Origin of the sequence: Pseudescherichia sp. AS216 (assembly GCF_037152055.1) — a bacterium.
In the GTDB taxonomy this organism is placed as follows: domain Bacteria; phylum Pseudomonadota; class Gammaproteobacteria; order Enterobacterales; family Enterobacteriaceae; genus Pseudescherichia.
This window is the reverse complement of the sequence record NZ_JBBCMV010000005.1, coordinates 294,989-321,598: the sequence shown is the minus strand read 5'-3', so window position 1 is coordinate 321,598 and position 26,610 is coordinate 294,989. Positions and strand designations below refer to the sequence as shown.

The following is a 26,610-nucleotide window of genomic DNA, read 5'->3' as shown; positions in this document are numbered from 1 at the left end:
TATTTAAAACCCCGGGGTGTGCTCCGGGGTTTTTTCTTATCTATCACCCACACAGTACAAGGGATGCTTTATGAAACTCTTCGCTCAGGGAACCACGCTCGATCTCTCTCATCCGCACGTTATGGGGATCCTCAACGTTACCCCCGACTCCTTTTCTGACGGCGGTGCGCACAATACGCTGATCGACGCGGTTAAACATGCCAACCTGATGATTAACGCCGGGGCCACCATTATCGACGTCGGCGGCGAGTCAACCCGGCCGGGCGCGGCTGAGGTGAGCGTTGATGAAGAGCTCTCCCGCGTAGTGCCGGTGGTAGAGGCGCTGGCGCAGCGTTTTGAGGTGTGGATCTCGGTAGATACCTCTAAGCCGGAGGTTATTCGGGAGATTGCCCGCGTAGGCGCGCATCTGATTAACGACATCCGATCCCTGAGCGAGCCTGGCGCGCTGGAGGCAGCGGCGGAAACCGGTCTGCCGGTCTGCCTGATGCATATGCAGGGCGATCCGAAGACCATGCAGGATGCACCGAAATATGCCGATGTGTTTGCCGACGTTGACCGTTATTTCCACGAGCAGATAGCAAGGTGTGAGAAAGCAGGTATTACAAAGGATAAATTGGTACTCGACCCCGGCTTCGGTTTCGGTAAGAATCTCTCCCATAACTACGCGCTTCTTGCTCGCCTGGCAGAGTTTCACCATTTTGGTCTACCGCTGCTGGTCGGCATGTCCCGTAAATCGATGATTGGTCAGCTGCTCAACGTTGGCCCATCAGAGCGCCTGAGCGGCAGTCTGGCGTGCGCAACGATAGCGGCCATGCAGGGAGCGCACATAATTCGCGTCCACGACGTGAAAGAGACAACAGAAGCCATGCGGGTGGTCGAGGCCACGCTATCAGCGAAGGAAAACAAACGCTATGAGTAGTCGCAAATATTTTGGTACAGACGGTATTCGTGGGCGCGTCGGTGATGCGCCTATCACGCCTGATTTCGTCCTTAAGCTGGGCTGGGCAGCAGGTAAAGTTCTGGCGCGTCATGGCTCGCGCAAAATCATTATCGGTAAGGACACGCGTATCTCTGGCTATATGCTGGAGTCTGCGCTGGAAGCCGGCCTGGCCGCTGCCGGTATCTCTGCCTCTTTCACCGGACCGATGCCAACGCCTGCGGTAGCGTACCTGACCCGTGCATTCCGCGCTGAAGCAGGGATTGTTATCTCGGCCTCCCATAATCCGTTCTACGATAACGGCATTAAGTTCTTCTCAACCGACGGAACCAAACTGCCGGATGAGGTAGAAGAGGCCATTGAAGCCGAGCTGGAAAAAGAGATCAGCTGCGTTGACTCCGCGCTGCTGGGTAAAGCCAGCCGCATCGTGGACGCGGCCGGACGCTACATCGAGTTCTGTAAAGGCACCTTCCCGAACGAGCTAAGCCTGAAAGCGCTGAAAATTGTTGTCGACTGTGCCCATGGCGCGACCTACCACATTGCCCCTAGCGTCTTCCGTGAGCTGGGTGCGGATGTTATCACCCTCGGCTGCGAGCCGAACGGCGTCAACATCAACGAAGAGGTAGGTGCTACTGACGTACGCGCGCTGCAGGCTCGCGTGCTGGCTGAGAAGGCCGATCTCGGTATCGCCTTTGACGGCGACGGTGACCGCGTCATCATGGTTGATCATGAAGGCAACAAGGTTGATGGGGATCAGATCCTCTACATCATTGCGCGCGAAGGCCTGCGTCAGGGGCAGCTTCGCGGCGGTGCGGTTGGTACGCTGATGAGCAACATGGGTCTGGAGCTGGCGCTGAAGCAGCTGGGTATTCCTTTTGCCCGCGCTAAGGTCGGCGACCGCTACGTGCTGGAGAAGCTGCAGGAGAAGGGCTGGCGTATTGGCGCAGAGAACTCCGGACACATCATTCTGCTGGATAAAACCACCACCGGGGACGGTATCGTTGCAGGCCTGCAGGTTGTTGCTGCCATGGTGCGTAACAACATGACCCTGCACGATCTCTGCAGCGGCATGAAGCTCTTCCCGCAGATCCTCATTAACGTGCGCTTTACCGCAGGTACTGGCGACCCGCTGGAACACGAAACTGTGAAATCCGTGACGGCAGAGGTTGAAGCGGCGCTGGGTAGCCGCGGACGTGTGCTGCTGCGTAAATCCGGCACCGAGCCGCTGATTCGCGTTATGGTAGAGGGCGAGAACGAAGCCCAGGTCACTGAATATGCACACCGTATCGCCGACGCGGTAAAACAAGCCTAATGTTATAATTATGCCACTCCAATTTTGGAGTGGCATAAAGGCAATAATACCCTTCTTAATGCGTTAATAATTATTTAGAATAGTGTGATTACATTACTAATTAATTCCATTGGTTGCATTATCCCATGTGAAAGATGGTACATATTTAAGGAAGGGTTATGAAAACGGGATTGTTAGGCGTCAACAATAATAGAATAGACAGTGCCGCGGCACTATTATTAAGAAAGCAGCGCGGCGTTACGCTGCTAGAAATTATTATTGTTCTTGGCATTATCGGCGTGATTGCTGCGGGTGTAGTGGTATTAGCGCAGCGGGCCTTTACCGCCCAGGATATTTCAGATATTCAGAACAATACCAACACCATTCGGACCTCAATGGCTGAGGCGTTTCAGGATGAAGGCGAATATCCGCCTGCTACCACAACGGCGGTAACGCTGACCAAAGGCAATATTGCGACATCGACCGACCTCGCACCTATCGTTACGCTAAATAAACTGGGTAAAATCTCTCCCTCTGAATCGTTTAACGGTATTTCAGGCGATGCTTTCCAGATTGGCCAGGCGCTGGTTGACTCTGCTAGCAGCGTACACAAAGGCTTTGTGATTCTCATTAGCGGCCTTGACCAGCAGACATGCCGAAACCTTCTCTCGCAGATGGGGAACCAGTGGGACTATGTTGGTATTATCTCTGCGCCGGCCGGCGAGGATGCATCAGCACAGCTGAATGGAACTGAGCTGGATACTGCTAAAAAAGTAGGTAGCGTACTGAAATCCCTCTCCGTTGCGGAAGATATTAACAGTACAGATATCGTCAACGATGCAACCTGTAATATTGGTGGCGCGAATAACGGTATCGTTTTCGGTAGTAAGTAATTATTAAATAGACCTGTAATATCCGCTTTAGGGCGGATATTTTTTCCATAGTATCTGGAGTTTGTTAATGATTAAACGCAGGGACGGCGGATTCTCATTACTGGAAATTATCATCGTCATGGCCATTGCGGGTGGGCTTCTGACTATGTATACCCGGTATGTCCGCAAGCAGGCAGATCGTTCGTCTCAGCGAAATATTTCTGCTGCGCTGGTACAGGAGATGAGAGGCGTTATTAATTTTGTCAGGGATGCTGACGTTACAGTCAAAGAGCGCGGGGCGGATGACACTGAGGAGATAATCAACCCGCTTTATAATACCGACACGCCAGATGCAGATTATCAGCTACGCCTGAGCAGCAGCATCGAAGATATCGATACCGGCAATAAAGATGAATACTACCTGTGGGGTGACGGCAACGATGCCAGCCAGCAACAGCGCTATCGCTTTATTAGTAGTAATTGCAACATCAAAACGCCGAAATCCAGCTATGCCTTTGAAAAGGAGTATCTTCCTTGCTGGATGAGCGATGCGGCTAAAAATAGCGTAGCGCATATTGATCGAATTGGCTTTCGCGGCAGCGATCTGGAAAGCCGGCAGAGCAGCATCAATCAGATCGATGCGATCGTTGAATTTAACGCCGACAGCAGCGACCGCCTGCTGGAGTTTGCGCGTTTTCAACCCGCTCTGACGCAGGCGCTGGCGGATATGGGGAATATGCCTTCGCACGCATGGGTAGTGCATCGGGACTCATCCAATACCAACTGGCGGTTGGTGACGAAAAATGACGATGGAAAAACACCCGTTGAGTTTGGCTCGGTAGCCAGTAATATCAACTCCTTAAAAGGCTATACTTCCGGCGCGTTTGGCGTTCGTTTTACCTTTGATTTAAATGATAACGACAGCGGTACTGCCGCCAGCGGTGGCGGTAGCAACATGTGCTGGAACGCGTCCAACAGCCAGGTAGAGATGTGTTACGAACAGCGCACCGGAACCGGAACGCACGGTGAGGACACGCTGCTGTCGCTGAATATGAAAGACGCAGGTAACACGAGTGGCGATCAAAAGCTCGGCACCCTGCAGGCTAACCTGGTCATGGAGAATACCGCACGCAGGGTCTATATCTTCCAGCGCAGCTATGGCGGCGATCTTGTCACGGATTCCGAAGGTAACCCTGAGTTTTATCAGTATTTGGATCGGCAATCACAACCTTTTATCGGCGAATTTCATGTTAATGAAATAACAGGAAATTCGACAGTCACTCATTCTTATGATGATCATAGCCTCTATCATTATGTGCCTTATACTTATGATGCATTTGAATTAGTTACTCCGACAGTCACGGATTATATTACGCATGGCGGCATGAACAGCTCTCCGATGGAAAAAGGAAAAGATAATAAACCTGCTTATAACGATGGGGAAATTAATAATACTATTAACGATACAGCTAACGTGCGCTATCCGGTACAAACTTGCCCTCGTGTAGAACAGATCATTACCTTACGGGATTCTAATGGAGAAGCATTGATGGATGCTGATAACAAACCGCGGCAGATAAAAGTTTTGCGAAAGTTATTTCCTCGTTTGAGCGTTGCCATATCCTCAGTTTCTGCTTATCGGGCGTATAGTACTGGGGGTTACGTATATGCCGACCCTAGTTTAACCAGAAGTAGCTTGACAAAAAGTACAATTGGACAATTAGCAGGTATAACTGCTCAGGTTGAGTTTACCGAACAAAATTTTGAAGACTCACCTCGAGTGCTAGGGCCTGGACGTAATAAAGGCGATCATGTTATCTATAATAATTCAAAATACATCTGGATTATTAGTTCAATGCTAGGCATGTTTGATGGCGATACCGGTGAGGGAGTAAATGTGGTAGACCCCTATTCAGTCTCCTATACCGTTAGCCGCTGGTGCAGCACGGTACCCCAGCCGGGCACGCCTGCCGATCTCTTAGATTCATTCCAGTATCAATAGTCTAGTCAGAACACGTTCTTAAAGGAATAGATATGCGTTATACAAGCCGTTTATTGCTCTCGCTCTTTTTTATAGCGTGTATGCCTCTAAATGCATTCGCTGCGCAGGAAGCCAAAAACCCATTTAATAATCCGGATCCAACAGTAGGCCATTCGATGGTAATCCGTGAAAATGAATTGTTAAGCCAGGGTGTTAAAGCCTGGGTTGCAGGCAATGGTTATAAGCTTTTCTGGAACAGCAAAAAGGACTACCTGGTCTATAACGACATTACGCTGACAGGAAAAACCGACGACGATATTTTACAGGCGCTAGGGGAACTCTTCTTTTCCGAAAATTATGGACTGGTAGTGAAGAAGTATGAAAAGAACCGCGTCATTGTCATCGATGAAATGTAATTATACGGACATATTATGAAAATCAAAATGGGAGCTTTACTGCTGGCGCTACTGGCGCAGGGCTGCGTCGGAGATTTTGAAAAGAAATTCGATACCGATGAGAGTGTAAAAAAAACGTTTTCTGATACCACGACTCAGGACGCATCTAAAGCAAAACCCTATATTAAATATGATACTGCTTTTTTAGGTCATAAGGTTGAGTACAGCGTTGAGCAACAGAAGCTGCTAAGTAAACACGTCAAAATTTCATCCTACGAGCCAGCCACCCTTGCTATTATTCTGGATGCGGTTGCTGCTCAGACGGGGATCAGCTATCGCATCAATGATAAAGCGATGGGCGATACTAAAGCGGACGGGACGGCCAGCGGCTGGGATAGGCCTCATAGCGTAAAGTTTGACGGTACCTTTGAAGAGTTTATGCGCTATATCGCTTCCCTGTATGACGTTAGTCCCAAACTCGACGGCAATAACATATTAAAAATAAATGTATATGAAACCTACGTTATCAAACTGGACTTCTACGGCGAGAACAACAAGTCGGAAACGACTCTTGATCTCTCCGGTAACGAGGCGACGACCAACGGTGGTTTAACCGGCAAAACAGAGACTAAGTTTGAATCATCCTTCTGGGACGACGTCGAGGATATGGCTAAAAACTATGTCACTTCCGGGAACTACAATCTGTTTAAAGACACATCAATCCTCATGGTTAACTCACGCCCTTCTGAGTATGAAGCGCTGAGTAAAGCGCTGAATAAATACAAAGCGGATAACAGCCGGCAGTTTATCCTGACCTACAAAATTTTCACCCTCGATAAAGCCAAGGTAAAACAGCTGGAAGCCGGGCTGGGTTTTTCATTTGACGATGATACAAGCGCGATAAAAATTAACTCATCAATTCTTGACTCCTTAACCGGTGGTGTCTCTGTTGGCTGGAAAAACAGCAACGTTAATATTAATAGTGGGCTGGATGCACTCTACAAGCTCACCGGCAGCCGCTCCCTGCAAAGCGGTTCATTTATTACCCGCAACAATATGCCGGTACCGCTAAACATGACGCGGTCGCAGAACTACGTCTCCAGCCGAACGCGCACCGTGGATGACAACGGCGAAGAGAATGTCGATGTGGAAACCGACTCCATCATTACCGGTACCAGTTTTATTATTACACCCCGCGTGCTCTCTGACGGGCGTATAGAGGTCGTTAGCGGGTTCACTAAGCGCTATCTCGAGGGCATTGAAGAGTACGATGACGTGCAGCTGCCTTCCGTAAGCACCACGGAGTCTTTTAATTCATCGATTATCATGCCCGGCGATCTGCTTATGGTGGCGAAGTACGATATGAAGGATGAAAACGGCGGCTTACAGTACCAGGTGCTGGGGGTCAATGATAACAGTAATGATGCTTCGGCAACGGTCGTCATGGTTATTGGCGTTGACTACTACCGTCAGCCGATTACCTCTCGCTAATGAAGAGGAATAGACGGTGAATGATATTTTACTTAAAGAGAATATCCTGACCGGTTTGCTATGGGAAGCTGAGGATATGTCATGTCTCGGGCTTCCCGCTCAGGCCTCATTTCGCGGAATGGTTAAAGCAAACCGTAAGCTTGTCTATCGTGATGATGAAGGCAAGCTGGCAACGGGCTACTGCAGTAAGGTATCCATGATTTATGAACCTTTTGCTATTTACATTAAAAATTTGTTTGGCGATGGGATCTATTTCTCCCACACCGATGACGCTACCACCTACCTACTGGTCATTAACCGTGGGCGAATTGTAAGCGGGACAGACTGTTTTATTGCCCGTCCACTCTTTGATGAGCTTATGCATCATTCAGGGAAATATGAGCATCTCGACATAAAGCCTTTGACCAATGCACATCTTGAGAGGGTTATTGAACAGTGCCATAGCCATCAAGCCTTACTTAAGCATCGGCGTCGCTTTATTATGACGATCGGTTTTTGCGCCAGTGCGGTTTTATTAATAATTCTGGCGGTCATACTCCAGTTTTACTTAAGCGAATAACGTATGCGGGAAAGATTCTATTTCTGGAAAAGAAAAAGTGGCTATGTTACGCCACTTATCGCCATCGTGACCATTGTTACTGTCTCGCTGGCTCTTATTGGGGGAGCGTATGCCTGGTGGTATTACGATATAAAGGTTCCTGCCGAGAAAAAGCGGCTGCATCAGCTAGCCTTACGCAAGCAGCAGGCCGATCTTGCAGCGATTGCGTCATTTTATAAAAAATCGCTGGCGGGGGTGGGTATTCCACAGGCTATCGATATTCTGGCAGAAGTCCGGCGTAATACGCTGTCGGTATCGGCATTGGGCCTCGCCATTAAAAGCGTAAGTTTTGAATGCGATACACTTAGCTGCGCATTTGGCTTTAAGCTTCAGCCTGGAGCCATCCTGACGCTTCCGGTCATTAATTTCTTTGGCAAGACGTATCCAGCTTCGATACCGGTCAAACGTGAAAAGGATAAAGCTCCGGTTAACGATTTTGAATATACAAGAGCTGCTTTGCCCTATAAAGAGAGCCGATTGCTCAAAGAGTGGCAAAGTAACAGAACGCTAAGCCTGCATAGCTGTAACGAAATCATATCGTACGTGAATAGCTATAACTCGTTACTCAAGAGCGATAAAAGTGAAAAGACACGCGTTAATGGTGTCATTACCTATAAAAGTTATCCCGCTTCGTCAGTCAAAGATACAGAGAAAGCGCTGGCTGGTCAGTTAAAAGTGCGTGGCTTGAGAAGCGCTGCGTGGGAGATGCAGATCAACGACGAAAGCCATCTCTTTTATGCGCGAGCGACTGAAATTAACGCGCAGATTGCGCTCTATAAACAAGCCTATCGCGATGCTTTCTTAATCAGAAAAATAGAGTCAAATGATAAAGGTATTAAAATTTCGGGAGGACTAGTATGCAAAGCGTAATAAGGAGTTTAACGGCGGGCCTGCTCATGCTGGGGGGGGGGTTGGCTTATGCCGCGCCGACACAGGATCTGCCGCCTGCGCCATCGCCTGAGGAGAGCGCAATGCAGCAGCACCTCCAGAGAATGGTAGAAGAGGATTATGCCTGGGAGGCAAAAAAACGGGAGTTAACGAACGAGCTTGAGCTGGAAAGGATGAAGAGCGAAATTCGTAAGCTGCGTGGTGAAGACAAAATGCGCCCAGCGAGCCAGCCAGTACCGGTATCCGATTCAACGCTTATGGAGGCCGATGGCAGACCATCCAGCGGCGAACTCCCACATATTTTGCTGGAGTCAAACATTGGTGGTTTGTCACGGGTCGCCGTGGGCAGCGCCGACGGAAGCGATCTTCTTTATGTCACGCCGGGGGATAACTTTACGCTTGATGGTCGCCAGTACCAGCTAGTAAGGGACCAGCGAGCGCGGCTCGCTATCAAGGAAACGGCAAGGTGAGTGTAGACTACGTGCGTATTGCCCCAGAAGAGCTACTAAAAGGGGCATGGGAATATGATGAGTTTGAAGGTATTGGTATTACCGCCGCTTATGGCGGTAAAGAGTACCTGCTGGTATACATGCTGGATATGGACAGGCTCTTTGAGTATCAGATCCAGCTGGCACGCCTGAGCACGCTGCATAAACGCGCGTTATCTGGGCTGGCTAAGGTCACTGAAGAGCAGTACTACAAGGTTATTGAGTTTATCTCATTAAAACAGATAAGCGCCGTGCAGAGCGCGATTGATATTACCGATACCCAGCGGCGTCTCGGTAATATTCTTCAGCGCGTGATCAATATGGGGGCCAGCGATCTTCATATCACACGCAATGATGTATTAGCCGTCTTCGAGGCGCGGGTAAATGGTGTGCTGACGCCGTTTATGCAGGTCAAAGCGGCCCAGTGTGATGAGATGGTCTTCGTACTCTACAACGTGGAGGCGACTACGCGTGATACGACGTGGAACCGTGCGATTCCACAGAACGCCAACATCCTCTATAACATGGACGGTAAGCCCTACCGTTTTCGCTATGCTCACTTTCCCATTTTTGGCGAGTCCCCGGAGTGTTATCACGCGGTGCTGCGTATCATTCCATCGGGACTGCAAAAAGAGGGGCTGGGCTCGCTGGATAAAATAGGCGTTTCTGCCTGTGAAAGTGAGGATTTGAAAAAGATCCTTAGCTACCCCTATGGTGCGTACGTGATTGCTGGCACCACTGGCTCAGGTAAATCGACGACCCTAAAAAATCTTATGGAGTGGTTACAGATAAACCGCTATGAGGATAGGGGCTGCTTCCTGACGGTTGAGGATCCCGTTGAGTACCAAATCTATGGCGCGAAGCAGAGCTCGGTGATCAGCGGCGATGACGGAGGTTTTCATGCCGCGATCAAATCAGCCCTGCGCCGCGATCCCGATGTTCTGATGGTAGGGGAGATTCGTGACAGCATTTCGGCAAATGCACTGGCCGGGGCGGTAGAGAGTGGTCACTTCTGCTTTACCACTATCCATGCTGGCAGCATTGTTTCGCTGCTGCAGCGTATGTCTGCTTTGGGTATCGGTAGCGACAAGCTCTCTACGCCAGGTTTTATCGCCGGTTTGCAGTGTCAGAAGCTTATCCCGACCCTGTGCGATCGCTGTAAAAAAAGTTATAAATCGACCAGCATCTCCGGAAAGACATTTACGCTCTATACCGCTAGCAAAGAGGGGTGCCCGGCGTGCAAACAGAGCGGTATCAAAGGGCGGCAGATCGCTATGGAGTATTTTCTGCCTGGTTATGAAGAGCTGGCGGCTATCTCTCAGCAAGCGTGGCTACAGGTTTTTACTCTCTGGCGTAAAAAACGCTATACGGCTACGGGGCTGACCGAAGGCTTTAATATTCGGGAAAAGGTGATGGCGAAAGTACTACAGGGCCAGGTAGATGCTCGCTGGTTCGGCATGGAGTTTGGCATTATTCCCCCGGAAGATCTGGAGATTGTCGTTGAAAAAATTCAGTAAAAAACAGCGCATCTATATCTATCAATTCTGCGGCGACATGATTAAAGCGGGGTTGCCCCTATATGACTCCCTGAAAAAACTGCAGCTGGAGGGTCAGGCGCTGCTGGGAAAAGGCTTTAGCCAAAAGCTGCTGCTGCTGCTCATGCAGATGAAACAGGAGACCTCCGTTTCCGCCGTATTTACCGGGGCGGTGCCTGTTAGCGAGCTAAGCTTAATTAAAGCCGCAGAAAAGAGCGGTAGCCTGGCAGAGGGTTTTTTTACGCTGGTCTCAATTATTAAATATAACGATGAGCTGCGTAAGAAACTCGTTAATGCGTTAACTTTTCCATTGATTATGATTTCACTGTCATTAATCGTCATCGCAGGCTATGCACAAAAGGTCTTTCCGGCCTTTGCCTCGGTTGTGCCTATTGAGCGTTGGCCAGGCGTTACCCAAAGTCTTTTCCATTTTGGCACTAGCCTCTACGAAGGCCTGTGGTTAGAAATATTAATCGGCTTTATTATTTTAGTTTTTCTGGCGAAGTTTGCTATGGCAAACCTAAATGGTAACCTGCGTAACAGAGTTCTGGACAGGGTGTTACCTTTTTCAACCTATCGGCAGCTGGCCTCATCCGTATTTTTGAATAACATGTCGCTAATGTTAAGTAATAATATTCCGTTGACCGATGCTCTTGTCATTATCCAGTCTAATGCTAATCGCTGGCTCACATGGCATCTCGACTGCATGTTGGGAAAAATGGCGCAGGGAGTGAACTACGGTAAAGCGATGGATTCGGGGCTCCTGGGCGCTGAAGAGCTGCTTAATATTAATCTCTATGCCGATCTGCCCTCTTTTAATGAGGTGCTGTTTTCGGTATCGGAACGTTCTCGCGAACATATTCATAATTATATTAACAAACTTGCCATTTTTTTAAAAAATTTAGCAACCCTAATCCTGGGGGGGTGCGTTGTCTGGGTCTTTATTGGACTCTTTGCCCTCATGGATACGCTCTCTAAAACTACCGGCTAATTCAGGGAAGAAAATGCAATATAACTTAAAAGGAGCCGCCGTTGCCGCGTTCCTCCTGTTTATCAATCTGACGGGCACCGCGACTGCAGGATACCGATTTGCACCGCCAAAGTGTGATTACCTGTCACGTCCGTTTCCCCTCTATTTAAAAAGCGTGGCATCTGAAAAAACCTCTTATCTCTATAATATTATTTATGTATTACACCATGACGAGGATATCTTTCCGACCTTTGCCCCGGCAGGCAGCTCGCCGGTTATCCATACCGATAACAGCAGTCAGATAAAGTGCCTTAATACCTCCTGTTATAGTGATGATTACTGGTCGAAGCCGGGCCATCCAGGCCAGATCTCACTCTATAACGCGATCGCCAACGATGCCGGGTACAGAAATAGCCATATCTATTCGATCTCCGGTGAGCTGGGACCCGGACACTCTGCGAGCGACCAGATCCTCTGGATCCCTTCCCGAAACCTTCGCCTGCTGACCATTGAGATTTTTAATAAGAGCGCTGCTGGTGGCCAAAGCGGAAATGAGAGGTACACGCGGCCGCTCTTAATTCAGTATCAGCGCAGCACCGATGCAACCGTAGCTGGCGATATGAACGGTAGCCTGAATTACCGTGGCGTCGCTACGCCAGCCATTACCTTCCAGCCACAGAGCTATGTTGGTTCCTCATTTTTACCCAAAAATATCAATATGATCGATTTTGCTTATATGAACATTACGCTGGACGGGCAGAAAAGAGCAGACTCTCGTCCCAGCGGCATAACGCCACATGCCGAGGTCGTCTCCTACACTCAGGCACCGCGATCTTCGCGTCTCTCCCCGGCAGATATCAGAACGGTTAAAGAGTATATCTCCCGCTGTTCCATTGAGCGTTAATCCCGATGCGTATTGAAGAGATATTCGCTGCCTGGTATCCATGGATTGCGCTGGGCCTGGGGCTACTCGTCGGTAGCTTTCTTAACGTTGTTATCTATCGCCTGCCTGTCATGCTAATGCGCAGCGCGGCAGACGACGCTACGCTGGGTCATTTTCCCAACGTTAATTTATGCTGGCCGCCTTCACACTGCCCGCGCTGCCAGCATATCGTCATGCCATGGGATAATATTCCTCTGCTGAGTTGGCTGCTGCTAAGAGGACGCTGCCGCTACTGCAAAAGTGCAATCCCGGTTATCTATCCACTTAGCGAATTAGTTACCGGTGCTGTCTTTTTTATCCTGGTCTATTTCTACTTTCCTCATTTCACGCTGGTACAGATCCTCTTCCTGGCCTGCTTTTTTTGCCTGCTCTATACGCTGGCTGTAATAGACATCAATACGTTTCTGCTGCCGGATTGCCTGGTTTATCTCCTGCTTTGGCTCGGGCTGACCGCCTCGGTGCTGAACATTATTCCGGTATCACCCCGGGATAGCGTGGTGGGTGCGCTGCTTATCTGGTGTTTCAACGAGTGCATTGCCCGGGGGTACGTTTGGGTTTGCAAGCGAGAGGGGCTGGGCGGCGGGGACGTCAAGCTTTACGCGGCCTGTGCGGCCTGGCTTGGGCTTAACCATATCGCAGAGCTGATGCTGGGGTCGGCCATGCTGGGCGTGCTGGCATTTTTCATCCGTGGCCTGCTGCGTTTTCGGCAGATTACTACTGCTGTGCCCTACATGCCGTTCGGGCCAGCCATAGCGGCTACCGCGCTGTTGATTTTACACATGGAGGTGCTTCGTTAATGCCGGTACTCGTGTTTTTGCTGACTCTTCTGGCCAGCATTTTTTCGCTGTCTGCGTATGCCTCGCTTCCTTTGCAAAAGGCTGTCGTCATGGCTCCAGAACAACCGGCTCCGCTATTTAGCTGGCCGCTCTCTGGTCCGCTACGGGTGACCTCACCGTTCGGTATGCGCTTTCATCCGCTTGAGCATATTTTTCTTAACCATAAAGGCGTGGATCTTCACGCGCCTATGAACAGTAAAGTTAAGGCTATTGCCGACGGACGGGTAGCAGAGACAGGTTATGGACCGTTGACCGGTTTTTTCATCACCGTTGATCATCTCAACGGCTGGCGCAGCCGTTATCTTCATCTCAACACGCTTAACGTCCGGAAAGGGGAGCAGGTTAAGCAGGGGGATTTAATCGCGCGCTCCGGCGCAACCGGGCGCACGACCGGCCCCCATCTGCATCTGGCGTTGAGCCACAACCAGCAGGTTATCGACCCAATGCGTATGATAGCCACTTCGCCAGGTGACCCGGTAGCATCCGCGTCGCTGCCTGCCGAACCCGCAGCGCTATCGGTAATAGAGAGTACACCCGTTGTTACATTGATCAGCGGCGAGGGCGACGATCTGCAGCTAGGCGTGCGTATGGGTAATAAAACGGTTTTTTACCGCCTGAATGAGCCTGTCGAGCAGGGCGACGATGTCTGGCGAATTGTACGCAAGTACGGTAAGTACAAATTAGTCAAGATCGATACAGAAAGCAGGCATCGATAAGCGACTGTTTTTTGCCCATTTAGTGTATCAGATAGCCTGCGAATACGGCTTTTGCTCTTTTTTTCCGCAGTTGATACAATGCAGCGAAATTGCCCTTGCGCAGGTCATGCGCTTTGGTTAGTATTCACACCCGCTCAAGTGGGAAATAACATTAACTCCCGCTTTTGGTTTGAAACCCGCTAAGGGTTTGAAGCGTATGTTACGCGGCAACTCCGCAAGGAACAGGTTGATTATGTACGAAGCTCTTTTAGTAGTTTTCCTTATTGTGGCGATTGGCCTTGTGGGTCTGGTCATGCTGCAGCAAGGCAAAGGCGCTGATATGGGAGCCTCCTTTGGTGCAGGCGCTTCCGGTACGCTGTTCGGTTCAAGTGGTTCTGGTAACTTCATGACCCGTATGACGGCTGTATTGGCGACCCTGTTCTTCATTATCAGTCTGGTGCTGGGTAACATTAACAGCAATAAAACCAACAAAGGGAGCGAGTGGGAAAATCTGAGCGCGCCAGCGAAATCTGAGCAGACTCAACCCGCAGCGCCGGCTAATAAGCCGACCAGCGATATCCCACAGTAAGTATTCCGTACCGAGGTGGTGGAATTGGTAGACACGCTACCTTGAGGTGGTAGTGCCCTAACGGGCTTGTGGGTTCGAGTCCCATCCTCGGTACCAATATTCCAGAGAAAAGAGATCGCAAGATCTCTTTTTTTTCGTCTGTACTTCACGAAAACAGCGGCGCGCGCTTTCTCCTCTCCTCTCCCGGCTATACTGCTTAAAAACAGCAACCACTCCTGTGCGGTACAGTATCATGACCTGGCAGCGGCTCGACGGCACGGCATGGCGCAACATCTGGGTTACCGGCGACCTTCACGGCTGCTACAGCCTGCTGTTGAATAAACTCAGCTTCGTTGGGTTCGACACGTCGCAGGATCTGTTGATTTCCGTTGGCGATCTCACCGATCGCGGCGTGGAGAACGTGGAGTGTATGACGCTGGTTACCTGTCCCTGGTGCCGGACAGTACGCGGCAACCATGAGCAGATGATGCTGAACTGCCTGCTCCATAACGGCAGCGCCAGCCACTGGCGGATGAACGGCGGCAGCTGGTTTTTCAATCTTGATGATGAGCAGGAGCAGCAGGCCAGAGCGTTGCTGCCCTATATTGCTGCGCTACCGCTGATCGTTGAGGTCACCACGCAGGGTAAAAAAGTGATTGTGTGTCACGCCGACTACCCTGACGATAACTACGTTTTTGGCACCCCGGTCGACGAAGAGCAGATCCTCTGGAACCGGGATCGGCTGGCCGCCTCACAGGCGGGCAGGGTAAAAGATATTCATGGTGCCGATCTCTTTATCTTTGGCCATACGCCGTTGCGTAAGGCACAACGCTTTGCCAATCAATACTACATCGATACCGGCGCGGTAATGAGTGGCAATCTGACCCTGATGCAGATCCAGACCGGGTAAGACAGTAAAAAGGGGCCCGCAAGCCCCGCATAGCGTTACAGGCTGCCGACGCCGCCGTCGACCAGCAAGTCGGTACCCACCGTATAGCTTGAGTCGTCCGACGCAAGATAGAGCGCGGCCTTTGCCATCTCACGTACGTTACCCATTCTTCCGAGCGGCACCAGTTTGATAATCTCCTCCTGCATGGCCCGTAACGCCTCTGGCTCAAGGCCAAGCTTGCCCATCGCCGGGGTTTCTACCGGGCCGGGGCTGAGACCGTTTACGCGAATGCCGCGCGGCAACAGCTCGGCGGACAGCGTACGCGCCAGCGAAAGCAGGCCAGCTTTGCTGGCGGCGTAGACGCTGCTGGTGGGCAGGCCGATGCGTGCGCTAACCGAGCCGCAGAGGATCACCGAAGAGGGATTATTCAACAGCGGCAGCAGGGCCTGAATCAGAAAGAAGGGGCCTTTGAGGTTTATCGCCATCAAGCGATCCCATTTGGCCTCGTCCCACGCCTCGATCTCACCGTGGGTAACATCGCCTGCGTTGATGAAGAGTGCATCCAACCGCGGCCAGCGGGTTGCAATCGTCTCGGCAAGCTGCTTTTGCGCGGCAATATCGCCCGCATCGGCAGGGATCACCCATGCGTTATCCCCCAGAATGCGCTTTGCCTCGGCAAGCGTGTCGGGGTTACGGCCGGTTACCGCCACGTGCGCCCCTTCGGCGATAAATTCCTGCGCCGTCGCCAGGCCGATGCCCGTCGTACCGCCGGTAATCAGCGTATATTTATCTGCTAAACGACCCATTTTCTTCTCCTGATTGGACACTGGAGAAAGCACTATAGAAACGTTACTATCTAAAATAAACCAGGTACCAATTGGATACTAACGAGGCAAGAGGTGTGCAATGGCGTTATTACTCGACTGTGCTGAAGAAAAAAATTGTCAGCATGAACCCTGCCCGATGACCAGCTTTATCGGACTGCTCTCCGGAAAGTGGGCCATTCCAATTATCTATCGTCTGATCGTCATCAACGAACCGGTACGCTTTGGCGAGCTGCTGCGGGCCGCCGCACCCATTACGCAAAAAGAGCTGACCAAGCAGCTGCGGCTGTTCGAACAGCGCGGGCTGGTCACGCGTACCGTCTACCCTGAAATTCCCCCTCGCGTGGAGTATCACATCACTCCTCTTGGTCTCACCCTGCAACATGCCCTCGCGGCGCTGGCCGACTGGATGCATGAATACGGTCATCAGCTTAGGCAGTAGGCGCTTGCCCACTTTGCGAAACGGCTCCGGGAAATTTGTCATTAATCTGTCACACTTAGCACGACAATGACAAAGGTGAGGAGTTAGGGATGAAAAGAGCACTACTCGCAGTTGCGCTGGCCGGCGCATTAACCGCAGGTGCGCAGGCACAAACGACGCCAGAAGGCTACCAGCTACAGCAGGTGTTGATCATGAGCCGCCACAACCTGCGCGCGCCGCTGGCGGATAACGGCAGCGTGCTGCAGCAGTCGACGCCGAACAAATGGCCTGAGTGGGACGTGCCGGGCGGGCAGCTCACCACCAAGGGCGGGGTGCTTGAAGTCTACATGGGGCACTACATGCGTGAATGGCTGGCGGAGCAGGGGCTGGTGAAAGCGGGCGAGTGCCCTACGTCTGACGCCGTCTATGCCTACGCCAACAGCCTGCAGCGTACCGTCGCCACGGCGCAGTTCTTCATTACCGGCGCGTTCCCCGGCTGCGACGTGCCGGTTCACCATCAGGATGCGATGGGCACGATGGATCCCACCTTTAATCCCGTTATTACTGATAAGGACGCGGCGTTCCGTGACAAGGCGGTACAGGCCATGCAGACCGAGCGCCAGGGGATGCAGCTGGATGAAAGCTATAAGCTGCTAGCGCAGATCACACATTATGCCGACTCCCCCTCCTGTAAAGAGAAACAGGTCTGCTCCCTGACCGACCCGAAAGATACCTTCAGCGCCGGGTATGAGAAAGAGCCGGGTGTCTCGGGGCCGCTGAAGGTGGGCAACTCGCTGGTGGATGCCTTCACCCTACAGTATTACGAAGGCTTCCCGATGGATCAGGTCGCCTGGGGAGAGATCAAAACCGACCAGCAGTGGCGCGTGCTGTCGAAGCTGAAAAACGGCTATCAGGATTCGCTCTTTACCTCTACGGCAGTGGCGCAGAACGTGGCGAAACCGCTGGTGAAGTATATCGACAAGGCGCTGGTGACGGACCGGGCCAGCGCGCCGAAAGTCACGCTGCTGGTAGGCCATGACTCTAACATCGCCTCGCTGCTGACGGCGTTGGATTTTAAACCCTACCAGCTCCATGACCAGTACGAGCGCACGCCGATCGGCGGTAAAATTATTTTCCAACGCTGGCATGACCAGACCGCTAACCGCGATCTGATGAAGATTGAGTATGTGTATCAAAGCACGGAACAGCTGCGCAATGCCGATGTGCTCACGCTACAGGCACCGGCACAGCGCGTAACGCTAGCGCTGAAAGGCTGTCCGGTCGATGCGGAGGGTTTCTGCCCGGTAGATAAATTCGATGCGGTACTGAACGACGCGGCGAAGTAGGATGTAAGCTGGCAGGCATAAAAAAGGGCGCTTATGCGCCCTTAATACCTCAATGCGATATTACTGCTTATCGCTATGCTCAAGGCTATCCATCTGCGGCAGGCCGGTGCTGGCCGAAGAGGAGAGCAGGCCCGTCTCAGCGTAGTTGAACAGCTTCTCGCGGGTGTCGGTGATATCCAGGTTACGCATGGTCAGCTGGCCGATACGATCGTCCGGTGAGAAGACCGAGTCGCCTTTCTCCATGGTCAGACGCTCTGCCTTGTAGGTCAGGTTGTCAGAGACCGTATTCAGAATGGAGTAGTCGTTACCACGACGCAGCTCCAGCGTCACCTCACCGGTGATGGCGCTCGCCACCCAGCGTTGCAGCGCATCACGCAGCATCAGCGCCTGCGGATCGAACCAGCGGCCCTGATAGAGCAGCTTGCCGAGCTGGCGACCGTGAGAGTGATACTGCTCAATGGTATCTTCGTTGTGAATGCCGGTCAGCAGACGCTCGTAGGCGATGTGCAGCAGGGCCATCCCCGGAGCTTCGTAGATGCCACGGCTCTTCGCTTCGATAATACGGTTCTCAATCTGATCGCTCATGCCCAGACCGTGACGGCCGCCGATGCGGTTGGCTTCCAGCATCAGCTCAACGTCATCTGCAAAGGTTTTGCCGTTCAGCGCCACCGGGTAACCGCGCTCGAAGCGGATAGTCACCTCTTCCGCCGGGATCTTCACGCTCTCGTCCCAGAACTTGACGCCCATGATCGGGTTAACGATCTTGACGCTGGAGTTAAGAAACTCCAGGTCCTTGGCTTCGTGGGTTGCACCCAGCATGTTGGAGTCGGTGGAGTAGGCTTTCTCGACTGACATTTTGTAGTCAAAGCCGCAGGCGATCATAAATTCAGACATCTCCTGACGGCCGCCCAGCTCGTCGATAAAGTCGGTATCGAGCCACGGCTTATAGATCTTCAGCTCGGCGTTGGTCAGCAGGCCGTAGCGGTAGAAGCGTTCGATATCGTTGCCTTTATAGGTGCTGCCGTCGCCCCAGATGTTCACGCCGTCCTCTTTCATGGCGGCAACCAGCATGGTACCGGTGACGGCACGGCCCAGCGGGGTGGTGTTGAAATAGGTCAGTCCGCCGGTGGTATTATGAAACGCACCGCACTGAATAGCGGCAATGCCTTCGGCAACCAGCTGCTTACGGCAGTCGATCAGGCGTGCATTTTCTGCGCCGTACTCTTTTGCACGGCGTGGAATAGCCTCATAGTCATCCTCATCTGGCTGACCCAGATTCGCCGTGTAGGCATAAGGAACCGCGCCCTTTTGGCGCATCCACAGCAGGGCTGCGCTGGTGTCGAGGCCGCCGGAGAAAGCGATGCCAATACGTTGTCCAACCGGAAGATGCTTGAGAATCGTCGTCATAAAATAAATCCCTGCTAACTATACCTATGGTGAGAGACTTAACAGCCACGCCATGATGATAGGCTAAACATTACCGCAAAAAGCGCCTGGGCACCCATCAGTAATGCATGATTATGCAAAATAAGTGAGTTTTCATTTAATCATCTTTTCGCGGCGACCGAAAGCGTTGCATGGCAAAATCATTAAAAAAAATCACGGGATAATAGCGGGGCAGAGAGCAAAGGCGTCTTTTTTAGTTGCAATGAATAAAATCAATTGATTATAATGTCTGTCTAATCAGTCGTTCCCGGTGTTTACACCTGTCTTAACTTGCATTTAATGCAATATCGGCGTAGTATTTGCCACGATTCAGGCGCGGGGTGGAGCAGCCTGGTAGCTCGTCGGGCTCATAACCCGAAGGTCGTCGGTTCAAATCCGGCCCCCGCAACCACTTTCCCTTAGTGTTCTTTTTCAAATATACTATGAAGACCTTGAGCCTTCGGCGTCACATTTGAAAAAAACAGTTGCGAAAGGTTCTCCAGGCCGTTGTTACGGCTATAGGGTTCAGTTATCTAAAGCCTCGATTTATCGGGGTTTTTTGTTATCTGACTACAGAATAACTGGGCTTACGCCCTTTTTTTATGTCTTGGGGGTGGGTTTGTCCACATTAGAGCAAAAATTAACAGAGATGATTACCGCACCGGTCGAGGCGCTGGGCTACGAACTGGTTGGTATTGAATTTATCCGTGGTCGCACATCTACGCTGCGCATCTATATTGATAGTGAAGATGGCATCAATGTTGATGATTGTGCTGATGTCAGCCATCAGGTTAGCGCCGTGATGGATGTGGAAGATCCCATTACCGTCGCTTATAACCTTGAAGTCTCCTCACCTGGTCTTGATCGTCCGTTGTTCACAGCCGAACACTACGCGCGCTATGTAGGCGAAGAGGTCACCCTGGTACTGCGTATGGCGGTTCAGAATCGTCGCAAATGGCAGGGCGTTATCAAAGGTGTTGATGGCGAGATGATCACCGTTACGGTCGAAGGTAAAGATGAAGTGTTCGCGCTGAGCAACATCCAGAAAGCGAACCTGGTCCCCCACTTTTAACAGTCTGGATTGAGGTGAAAGGCCCCCAATGAATAAAGAAATTTTGGCTGTTGTTGAAGCTGTTTCCAATGAGAAAGCGCTGCCGCGCGAAAAAATTTTTGAAGCGCTGGAAAGCGCGCTGGCTACAGCAACAAAGAAAAAATATGAGCAAGAGATCGATGTCCGCGTGGAGATCGATCGTAAGAGCGGTGACTTTGATACCTTCCGCCGCTGGGTAATCGTTGAAGAAGTCACCATGCCGACGCGTGAAATCACGCTGGAAGCCGCACGCTACGAAGATGAGAGCCTGAACCCAGGCGACTACGTAGAAGATCAGATTGAGTCTGTGACCTTTGACCGTATCACGACTCAGACGGCGAAGCAGGTTATCGTACAGAAGGTACGTGAAGCCGAGCGCGCACTGGTTGTCGATCAGTTCCGTGAGCACGAAGGTGAGATCATCACCGGCGTGGTGAAGAAAGTGAACCGCGACAACATCACGCTGGATCTGGGCAGCAATGCTGAAGCCGTGATCCTGCGTGAAGATATGCTGCCGCGTGAAAACTTCCGTCCGGGCGACCGTATTCGCGGCGTGCTCTACGCAGTGCGTCCTGAAGCGCGCGGTGCGCAGCTGTTCGTGACCCGTTCCAAACCGGAAATGCTGATCGAACTGTTCCGCATCGAAGTGCCAGAGATCGGTGAAGAAGTTATCGAGATCAAAGCGGCGGCCCGCGATCCGGGTTCCCGTGCGAAAATCGCGGTGAAAACCAACGATAAGCGTATCGATCCGGTCGGCGCTTGCGTCGGTATGCGCGGTGCCCGTGTTCAGGCGGTCTCTACCGAACTGGGCGGCGAGCGTATCGATATCGTCCTGTGGGATGATAACCCGGCGCAGTTCGTGATCAACGCGATGGCACCGGCAGACGTAGCGTCTATCGTGGTGGACGAAGACAAGCACACCATGGATATCGCTGTAGAAGCCGGTAACCTGGCACAGGCGATTGGCCGTAACGGTCAGAACGTCCGTCTGGCATCGCAGCTGAGCGGCTGGGAGCTCAACGTCATGACCGTTGACGATCTCCAGTCCAAGCATCAGGCGGAAGCCCATGCGGCGATTGATACTTTCACCAAACACCTTGGCATTGACGAAGAGTTTGCCACCGTGCTGGTTGAAGAGGGTTTCTCAACCCTGGAAGAGCTGGCCTATGTGCCAATGAAAGAGCTGCTGGAAATTGAGGGTCTGGACGAAGAGACCGTTGAGGCCCTGCGCGAACGCGCGAAAAATGCCCTGACGACCCTGGCCCTGGCGCAGGAAGAGAGCCTTGGTAATAACAAACCGGCTGACGACCTGCTTAACCTTGAAGGCCTCGATCGCGAGCTGGCGTTTAAACTGGCTGCTCGTGGTGTTTGTACGCTGGAAGACCTCGCTGACCAGGGCATTGATGACCTAAGCGATATCGAAGGGTTAACCGACGAGAAAGCGGGTGAGCTCATCATGGCCGCACGTAATATTTGCTGGTTCGGCGACGAAGCGTAATAAACTGTAGCAGGAAGGAACAGCATGACAGATGTAACCGTAAAAACGCTGGCCGCTGAGATTCAGACCTCCGTAGACCGCCTGGTACAGCAATTTGCTGATGCAGGGATCCCGAAGGCTGCTGAAGACTCAGTCACAGCGCAAGAGAAACAGACGCTGCTGGCGCACCTGAACCGTGAACACGGTTCTGCGCCGGACAAGCTGACGCTGCAGCGCAAAACGCGCAGCACGCTGAATATCCCTGGCACCGGCGGGAAGAGTAAATCGGTGCAGATCGAAGTCCGTAAAAAGCGCACCTTTGTAAAACGCGATCCGCAAGAGGCTGAACGTCTCGCCGCGGAAGAAGAGGCGAAGCGCGAAGCGGAAGAGAAGGCAACGCGTGAAGCAGAGGAAGCTGCGAAGCGTGAAGCCGAGGACAAAGCCAAGCGTGACGCACAAGAGAAAGCGAAACGTGAAGCCGAAGAAAAAGCGAAACGCGACACCGCTGATACGGCGAAGCGCGACGCTGCGGAAACGAGCAAAGTGAGCAATCAACCATCTGACGAAATGACCAAAGCTGCCCAGGCTGAAAAAGCACGTCGTGAAGCCGAAGCGCAAGAGCTGAAGCGTAAAGCCGAAGAAGAAGCGCGTCGTAAGCTTGAAGAAGAAGCACGTCGCGTAGCAGAAGAAGCACGCCGTATGGCGGAAGAAAACGAGAGGAACGGGGTTATCGAACCTGTAGAAACCGAAGACACCAGCGATTATCACGTAACGACCTCTCAGCATGCTCGCCAGGCTGAAGACGAGAACGATCGCGAAGTAGAAGGCGGCCGTAGCCGTACCCGTACTGCTACAAAAGCTGCGCGTCCTCAGAAGAAGGGCAACAAGCACGCTGAATCTAAAGCTGACCGTGAAGAAGCACGTGCAGCGGGTCGCGGCGGTAAAGGCGGCAAGCGTAAAGGCTCCTCTTTACAGCAGGGCTTCCAGAAACCAGCCCAGGCCGTTAACCGTGACGTTGTGATTGGCGAAACCATCACCGTGGGCGAGCTGGCCAACAAGATGGCCGTTAAAGGCTCTCAGGTCATCAAAGCGATGATGAAGCTGGGTGCAATGGCGACCATCAACCAGGTTATCGACCAGGAAACCGCACAGCTGGTGGCCGAAGAGATGGGCCACAAAGTTATCCTGCGTCGTGAAAACGAGCTGGAAGAAGCGGTAATGAGCGACCGTGATACAGGCGCTGCGGCAGAACCGCGCGCGCCGGTCGTGACCATCATGGGTCACGTTGACCACGGTAAAACCTCGCTGCTCGACTACATTCGTTCAACGAAAGTAGCCTCTGGCGAAGCGGGTGGCATTACCCAGCATATCGGTGCATACCACGTTGAAACCGACAACGGTATGATCACCTTCCTGGATACCCCGGGCCACGCCGCGTTTACCTCTATGCGTGCTCGTGGTGCGCAGGCAACGGATATCGTTGTGCTGGTCGTTGCAGCTGACGACGGCGTGATGCCGCAGACCATCGAAGCTATCCAGCACGCGAAAGCGGCGCAGGTGCCTATCGTGGTTGCGGTGAACAAAATCGATAAGCCAGAAGCTGACATGGACCGCGTTAAGAACGAACTCTCCCAGTACGGCGTTATGCCGGAAGAGTGGGGCGGTGAATCTCAGTTCATCCCTGTGTCGGCGAAAGCGGGTACCGGTATCGATGACCTGCTGAACGCTATCCTGCTGCAGGCTGAAGTTCTTGAGCTGAAAGCGGTACGTAAAGGCATGGCGAGCGGTGCGGTTATCGAATCCTTCCTGGATAAAGGTCGTGGTCCGGTTGCTACCGTGCTGGTTCGTGAAGGTACCCTGAACAAGGGCGACATCGTTCTGTGTGGCTTCGAATATGGCCGCGTGCGTGCGATGCGTAACGAACTGGGTCAGGAAGTGCTGGAAGCGGGTCCGTCTATTCCGGTTGAGATCCTCGGTCTCTCCGGCGTGCCGGCTGCGGGTGACGAAGTGACCGTGGTGCGTGACGAGAAGAAAGCGCGTGAAGTTGCGCTGTACCGTCAGGGCAAATTCCGTGAAGTTAAACTGGCACGCCAGCAGAAATCTAAACTCGAGAACATGTTTGCTAACATGACCGAGGGCGAAGTTCACGAAGTGAACGTCGTGCTGAAAGCTGACGTACAGGGCTCTGTGGAAGCGATCTCCGACTCCTTGCTGAAACTCTCTACTGACGAAGTTAAAGTGAAGATCATCGGTTCCGGCGTAGGTGGTATCACCGAAACCGACGCGACCCTGGCTGCGGCGTCCAACGCCATCCTGGTTGGCTTCAACGTCCGTGCTGACGCCTCCGCGCGTAAAGTTATCGACGCTGAGAGCCTGGATCTGCGCTACTACTCCGTCATCTATCATCTGATCGACGAAGTGAAAGCAGCGATGAGCGGCATGCTGTCGCCTGAGCTGAAACAGCAGATCATCGGTCTGGCTGAAGTGCGTGACGTGTTCAAATCACCGAAATTCGGCGCTATCGCAGGCTGTATGGTTACCGAAGGCACGATTAAACGTCACAACCCAATCCGCGTTCTGCGTGACAACGTGGTTATCTACGAAGGCGAGCTGGAGTCCCTGCGCCGCTTCAAAGATGACGTTAACGAAGTCCGTAACGGCATGGAATGTGGTATCGGCGTGAAGAACTACAACGACGTTCGCGTTGGCGATATGATCGAAGTGTTCGAGATTATCGAGATCAAACGTAGCATCGAGTGATTGTAGGCCGGGATCGCCTCGCGTCACCCGGCAATCATATTAAAAGGGGCTAATGGCCCCTTTTTTGTCTGGAGAATTTATTATGGCGAAAGAATTTGGTCGCCCACAGCGCGTGGCCCAGGAGATGCAGAAAGAGATTGCAATGATCCTGCAGCGCGAAATCAAAGATCCGCGTCTGGGCATGATGACCACCGTTTCCGGTGTCGAAATGTCCCGCGATCTGGCCTATGCCAAAGTGTTTGTTACCTTCCTGAACGACAAAGATGAAGCCGCGGTGAAAGCGGGCCTCAAAGCGTTGCAGGAAGCGTCTGGCTTTATCCGCTCGCTGCTTGGCAAAGCCATGCGCCTGCGTATCGTGCCGGAGCTGACCTTCTTCTACGACAACTCGCTGGTCGAGGGGATGCGCATGTCTAACCTGGTGACCAACGTGGTGCGACAGGACGATGAGCGTCGCGTCAACCCGGACGACAGCAAGGAGGACTGATGAGTCGTCCTCGTCGTCGCGGTCGCGACGTGCACGGCGTGCTGCTGCTGGATAAGCCCCAGGGGATGTCCAGCAACGACGTGCTGCAAAAAGTAAAGCGCCTCTATAACGCCAACCGTGCCGGGCATACCGGCGCGCTGGATCCGCTGGCGACCGGCATGCTGCCGATCTGCCTGGGCGAGGCGACAAAGTTTTCCCAGTACCTGCTGGACTCCGATAAACGCTACCGGGTGGTTGCTCGCCTCGGCCAGCGCACCGATACCTCCGATGCGGATGGTGAAATCGTTGAGGAGCGCCCGGTGACCTTTAGTGCGCAACAGCTTGCTGACGCGCTGGAGAGTTTTCGTGGCGACACAATGCAGGTTCCATCGATGTACTCGGCGCTTAAGTACCAGGGCAAAAAGCTCTATGAGTACGCGCGTCAGGGCATTGAGGTGCCGCGTGAAGCCCGGCCCATTACCGTCTACGAGCTGCTGTTTATTCGCCACGAAGACAACGAGCTGGAGCTGGAAGTTCACTGCTCGAAAGGCACCTATATCCGCACTATCATTGACGATCTCGGTGAGAAGCTGGGCTGTGGCGCACACGTGACCTTCCTGCGTCGCCTGGCCGTTAGCACCTATCCGGTGGATCGCATGGTGACCCTGGAGCAGCTCCACGCGCTGGTCGAACAGGCTGAGCAGCAGGCGCGACCCGCAGCACAACTGCTGGATCCGCTGCTGATGCCAATGGACAGCCCGGCTGCGGACTTCCCGGTAGTCAATCTGCCGCTGACCTCGTCGGTCTACTTCAAGAACGGTAACCCGGTACGCACCACGGGCGCGCCGCTGAACGGGCTGGTGCGCGTGACGGAAGGTGACGAAGGCAAGTTCATCGGCATGGGCGAGATTGACGATGAGGGCCGCGTTGCCCCGCGTCGACTTGTCGTAGAGTATCCGGCGGCATAAGCTTATGCAGCTACCTTGCGATAACAGGGTACTGCGAGTAGAATATTGCCGCTTAACGTCGCGTTAGCTGTGTAACAGCGAGCGGGCGTTAAATCTGGGATCGCTGAATTAGAGATCGGCATCCTTTCATTCTTTTAATTTTGGAGTTCAAAATGTCTCTAAGCGTTGAAGCTAAAGCAAAAATCGTTTCCGAGTTCGGTCGTGGCGAAAATGACAGCGGTTCTACCGAAGTACAGGTTGCCCTGCTGACTGCTCAGATCAACCACCTGCAGGGTCACTTTGCAGAGCACAAAAAAGATCACCACAGCCGTCGTGGTCTGCTGCGTATGGTATCTCAGCGTCGTAAACTGCTCGACTACCTGAAACGTAAAGATGTTGCACGCTACACTGCGCTGATCGAGCGTCTGGGTCTGCGTCGCTAAGTCTGGCGAGTTTCAGAGAAAGGGGCCTTGATGGCCC

Annotated in this window: 26 protein-coding genes and 2 tRNA genes; 26 read left to right on the top strand and 2 right to left on the bottom strand. The window is 52.5% G+C overall.

Going from position 1 to position 26,610, the window contains the following annotated elements; genetic code table 11:
• Window positions 1-70 precede the first annotated feature (70 nt).
• From folP to WFN61_RS16415, 17 genes are all read left to right on the top strand, one after another.
• Complete coding sequence (gene folP / locus WFN61_RS16495; protein ID WP_144817479.1) at window positions 71-919, top strand: dihydropteroate synthase; 849 nt, start codon at window positions 71-73, stop codon at window positions 917-919.
• Window positions 912-2,249, top strand: coding sequence for a phosphoglucosamine mutase (gene glmM / locus WFN61_RS16490; protein ID WP_337038952.1), 1,338 nt, complete (start codon window positions 912-914; stop codon window positions 2,247-2,249). The genes folP and glmM overlap by 8 nt, the downstream gene beginning before the upstream one ends.
• Window positions 2,250-2,407: 158 nt before the next feature.
• Window positions 2,408-3,121, top strand: a complete 714-nt coding sequence (locus tag WFN61_RS16485) for a type IV pilus major pilin (RefSeq protein ID WP_144817481.1) — start codon at window positions 2,408-2,410, stop codon at window positions 3,119-3,121.
• Window positions 3,122-3,188: 67 nt separating this feature from the next.
• Window positions 3,189-5,102, top strand: coding sequence for a type II secretion system protein (locus WFN61_RS16480; RefSeq protein ID WP_337038951.1), 1,914 nt, complete (start codon window positions 3,189-3,191; stop codon window positions 5,100-5,102).
• Between the two features lie 32 nt (window positions 5,103-5,134).
• Entirely contained in the window at window positions 5,135-5,497 is a 363-nt protein-coding gene (locus WFN61_RS16475; RefSeq protein ID WP_257758914.1) for a toxin co-regulated pilus biosynthesis Q family protein, read from the top strand.
• A gap of 15 nt (window positions 5,498-5,512) precedes the next feature.
• Window positions 5,513-6,967 (top strand): type II and III secretion system protein, encoded by a 1,455-nt coding sequence (locus WFN61_RS16470; RefSeq protein WP_257758915.1) that lies wholly within the window; start codon window positions 5,513-5,515, stop codon window positions 6,965-6,967.
• Window positions 6,968-6,983: 16 nt separating this feature from the next.
• Window positions 6,984-7,526, top strand: a complete 543-nt coding sequence (locus WFN61_RS16465; protein ID WP_257758916.1) for a pilus assembly protein — start codon at window positions 6,984-6,986, stop codon at window positions 7,524-7,526.
• Between the two features lie 3 nt (window positions 7,527-7,529).
• The gene (locus WFN61_RS16460; RefSeq protein ID WP_337038950.1) at window positions 7,530-8,435 is read left to right on the top strand and encodes a hypothetical protein; all 906 of its coding nucleotides are present in this window, start codon (window positions 7,530-7,532) and stop codon (window positions 8,433-8,435) included.
• A complete protein-coding gene (locus tag WFN61_RS16455; RefSeq protein ID WP_337038949.1) occupies window positions 8,423-8,923 on the top strand; it encodes a hypothetical protein in 501 nt (166 codons plus the stop codon). Before WFN61_RS16460 ends, WFN61_RS16455 begins: the two co-directional genes overlap by 13 nt.
• Window positions 8,920-10,458, top strand: coding sequence for an ATPase, T2SS/T4P/T4SS family (locus WFN61_RS16450; protein ID WP_144817488.1), 1,539 nt, complete (start codon window positions 8,920-8,922; stop codon window positions 10,456-10,458). The genes WFN61_RS16455 and WFN61_RS16450 overlap by 4 nt, the downstream gene beginning before the upstream one ends.
• A complete protein-coding gene (locus WFN61_RS16445; RefSeq protein ID WP_337038948.1) occupies window positions 10,442-11,467 on the top strand; it encodes a type II secretion system F family protein in 1,026 nt (341 codons plus the stop codon). Before WFN61_RS16450 ends, WFN61_RS16445 begins: the two co-directional genes overlap by 17 nt.
• Window positions 11,421-12,350, top strand: coding sequence for a hypothetical protein (locus WFN61_RS16440; RefSeq protein ID WP_313680983.1), 930 nt, complete (start codon window positions 11,421-11,423; stop codon window positions 12,348-12,350). The genes WFN61_RS16445 and WFN61_RS16440 overlap by 47 nt, the downstream gene beginning before the upstream one ends.
• A gap of 5 nt (window positions 12,351-12,355) precedes the next feature.
• Complete coding sequence (locus WFN61_RS16435) at window positions 12,356-13,186, top strand: prepilin peptidase (RefSeq protein ID WP_337038947.1); 831 nt, start codon at window positions 12,356-12,358, stop codon at window positions 13,184-13,186.
• An 89-nt stretch (window positions 13,187-13,275) separates the two neighbouring features.
• A complete protein-coding gene (locus WFN61_RS16430) occupies window positions 13,276-13,941 on the top strand; it encodes a M23 family metallopeptidase (RefSeq protein ID WP_312178123.1) in 666 nt (221 codons plus the stop codon).
• A gap of 232 nt (window positions 13,942-14,173) precedes the next feature.
• The gene (gene secG / locus WFN61_RS16425; protein ID WP_042390130.1) at window positions 14,174-14,509 is read left to right on the top strand and encodes a preprotein translocase subunit SecG; all 336 of its coding nucleotides are present in this window, start codon (window positions 14,174-14,176) and stop codon (window positions 14,507-14,509) included.
• Window positions 14,510-14,518: 9 nt separating this feature from the next.
• Window positions 14,519-14,605, top strand: a tRNA-Leu gene (locus WFN61_RS16420).
• A gap of 133 nt (window positions 14,606-14,738) precedes the next feature.
• Window positions 14,739-15,398 carry a metallophosphoesterase gene (locus WFN61_RS16415; protein WP_312178125.1) on the top strand — a complete coding sequence of 220 codons (660 nt, stop codon included), beginning with the start codon at window positions 14,739-14,741 and terminating at the stop codon, window positions 15,396-15,398.
• Between the two features lie 35 nt (window positions 15,399-15,433).
• On the opposite strand, the gene WFN61_RS16410 is transcribed toward WFN61_RS16415, so the two are convergent.
• Window positions 15,434-16,183 carry an SDR family oxidoreductase gene (locus tag WFN61_RS16410; RefSeq protein WP_257758924.1) on the bottom strand — a complete coding sequence of 250 codons (750 nt, stop codon included), beginning with the start codon at window positions 16,181-16,183 and terminating at the stop codon, window positions 15,434-15,436.
• Window positions 16,184-16,283: 100 nt separating this feature from the next.
• Here WFN61_RS16410 and WFN61_RS16405 point away from each other — a divergent pair, with 100 nt between their 5' ends.
• Both WFN61_RS16405 and agp read left to right on the top strand, forming a co-directional pair.
• Window positions 16,284-16,643, top strand: coding sequence for a winged helix-turn-helix transcriptional regulator (locus WFN61_RS16405; protein WP_144817494.1), 360 nt, complete (start codon window positions 16,284-16,286; stop codon window positions 16,641-16,643).
• An 89-nt stretch (window positions 16,644-16,732) separates the two neighbouring features.
• Window positions 16,733-17,968, top strand: a complete 1,236-nt coding sequence (gene agp, locus WFN61_RS16400; protein ID WP_337038946.1) for a bifunctional glucose-1-phosphatase/inositol phosphatase — start codon at window positions 16,733-16,735, stop codon at window positions 17,966-17,968.
• A gap of 60 nt (window positions 17,969-18,028) precedes the next feature.
• On the opposite strand, the gene argG is transcribed toward agp, so the two are convergent.
• Window positions 18,029-19,375, bottom strand: a complete 1,347-nt coding sequence (gene argG / locus WFN61_RS16395) for an argininosuccinate synthase (protein WP_144817496.1) — start codon at window positions 19,373-19,375, stop codon at window positions 18,029-18,031.
• Window positions 19,376-19,728: 353 nt separating this feature from the next.
• Between argG and WFN61_RS16390 the strand changes: the two genes are divergently transcribed.
• From WFN61_RS16390 to rpsO, 7 genes are all read left to right on the top strand, one after another.
• Window positions 19,729-19,805 (top strand) — tRNA-Met (locus WFN61_RS16390).
• Between the two features lie 207 nt (window positions 19,806-20,012).
• Window positions 20,013-20,465, top strand: a complete 453-nt coding sequence (rimP, locus tag WFN61_RS16385; protein WP_144817702.1) for a ribosome maturation factor RimP — start codon at window positions 20,013-20,015, stop codon at window positions 20,463-20,465.
• 28 nt (window positions 20,466-20,493) lie between these two features.
• Complete coding sequence (nusA, locus tag WFN61_RS16380; RefSeq protein ID WP_222889490.1) at window positions 20,494-21,981, top strand: transcription termination factor NusA; 1,488 nt, start codon at window positions 20,494-20,496, stop codon at window positions 21,979-21,981.
• A 24-nt stretch (window positions 21,982-22,005) separates the two neighbouring features.
• The gene (infB, locus tag WFN61_RS16375; RefSeq protein WP_257758928.1) at window positions 22,006-24,720 is read left to right on the top strand and encodes a translation initiation factor IF-2; all 2,715 of its coding nucleotides are present in this window, start codon (window positions 22,006-22,008) and stop codon (window positions 24,718-24,720) included.
• An 82-nt stretch (window positions 24,721-24,802) separates the two neighbouring features.
• The gene (gene rbfA, locus WFN61_RS16370; protein ID WP_312178120.1) at window positions 24,803-25,204 is read left to right on the top strand and encodes a 30S ribosome-binding factor RbfA; all 402 of its coding nucleotides are present in this window, start codon (window positions 24,803-24,805) and stop codon (window positions 25,202-25,204) included.
• Complete coding sequence (gene truB / locus WFN61_RS16365) at window positions 25,204-26,151, top strand: tRNA pseudouridine(55) synthase TruB (RefSeq protein ID WP_144817499.1); 948 nt, start codon at window positions 25,204-25,206, stop codon at window positions 26,149-26,151. Before rbfA ends, truB begins: the two co-directional genes overlap by 1 nt.
• A gap of 152 nt (window positions 26,152-26,303) precedes the next feature.
• Window positions 26,304-26,573: a 30S ribosomal protein S15 gene (gene rpsO / locus WFN61_RS16360; RefSeq protein WP_004385056.1), complete on the top strand. Its 270-nt coding sequence runs from the start codon at window positions 26,304-26,306 to the stop codon at window positions 26,571-26,573.
• Window positions 26,574-26,610: the final 37 nt, after the last annotated feature.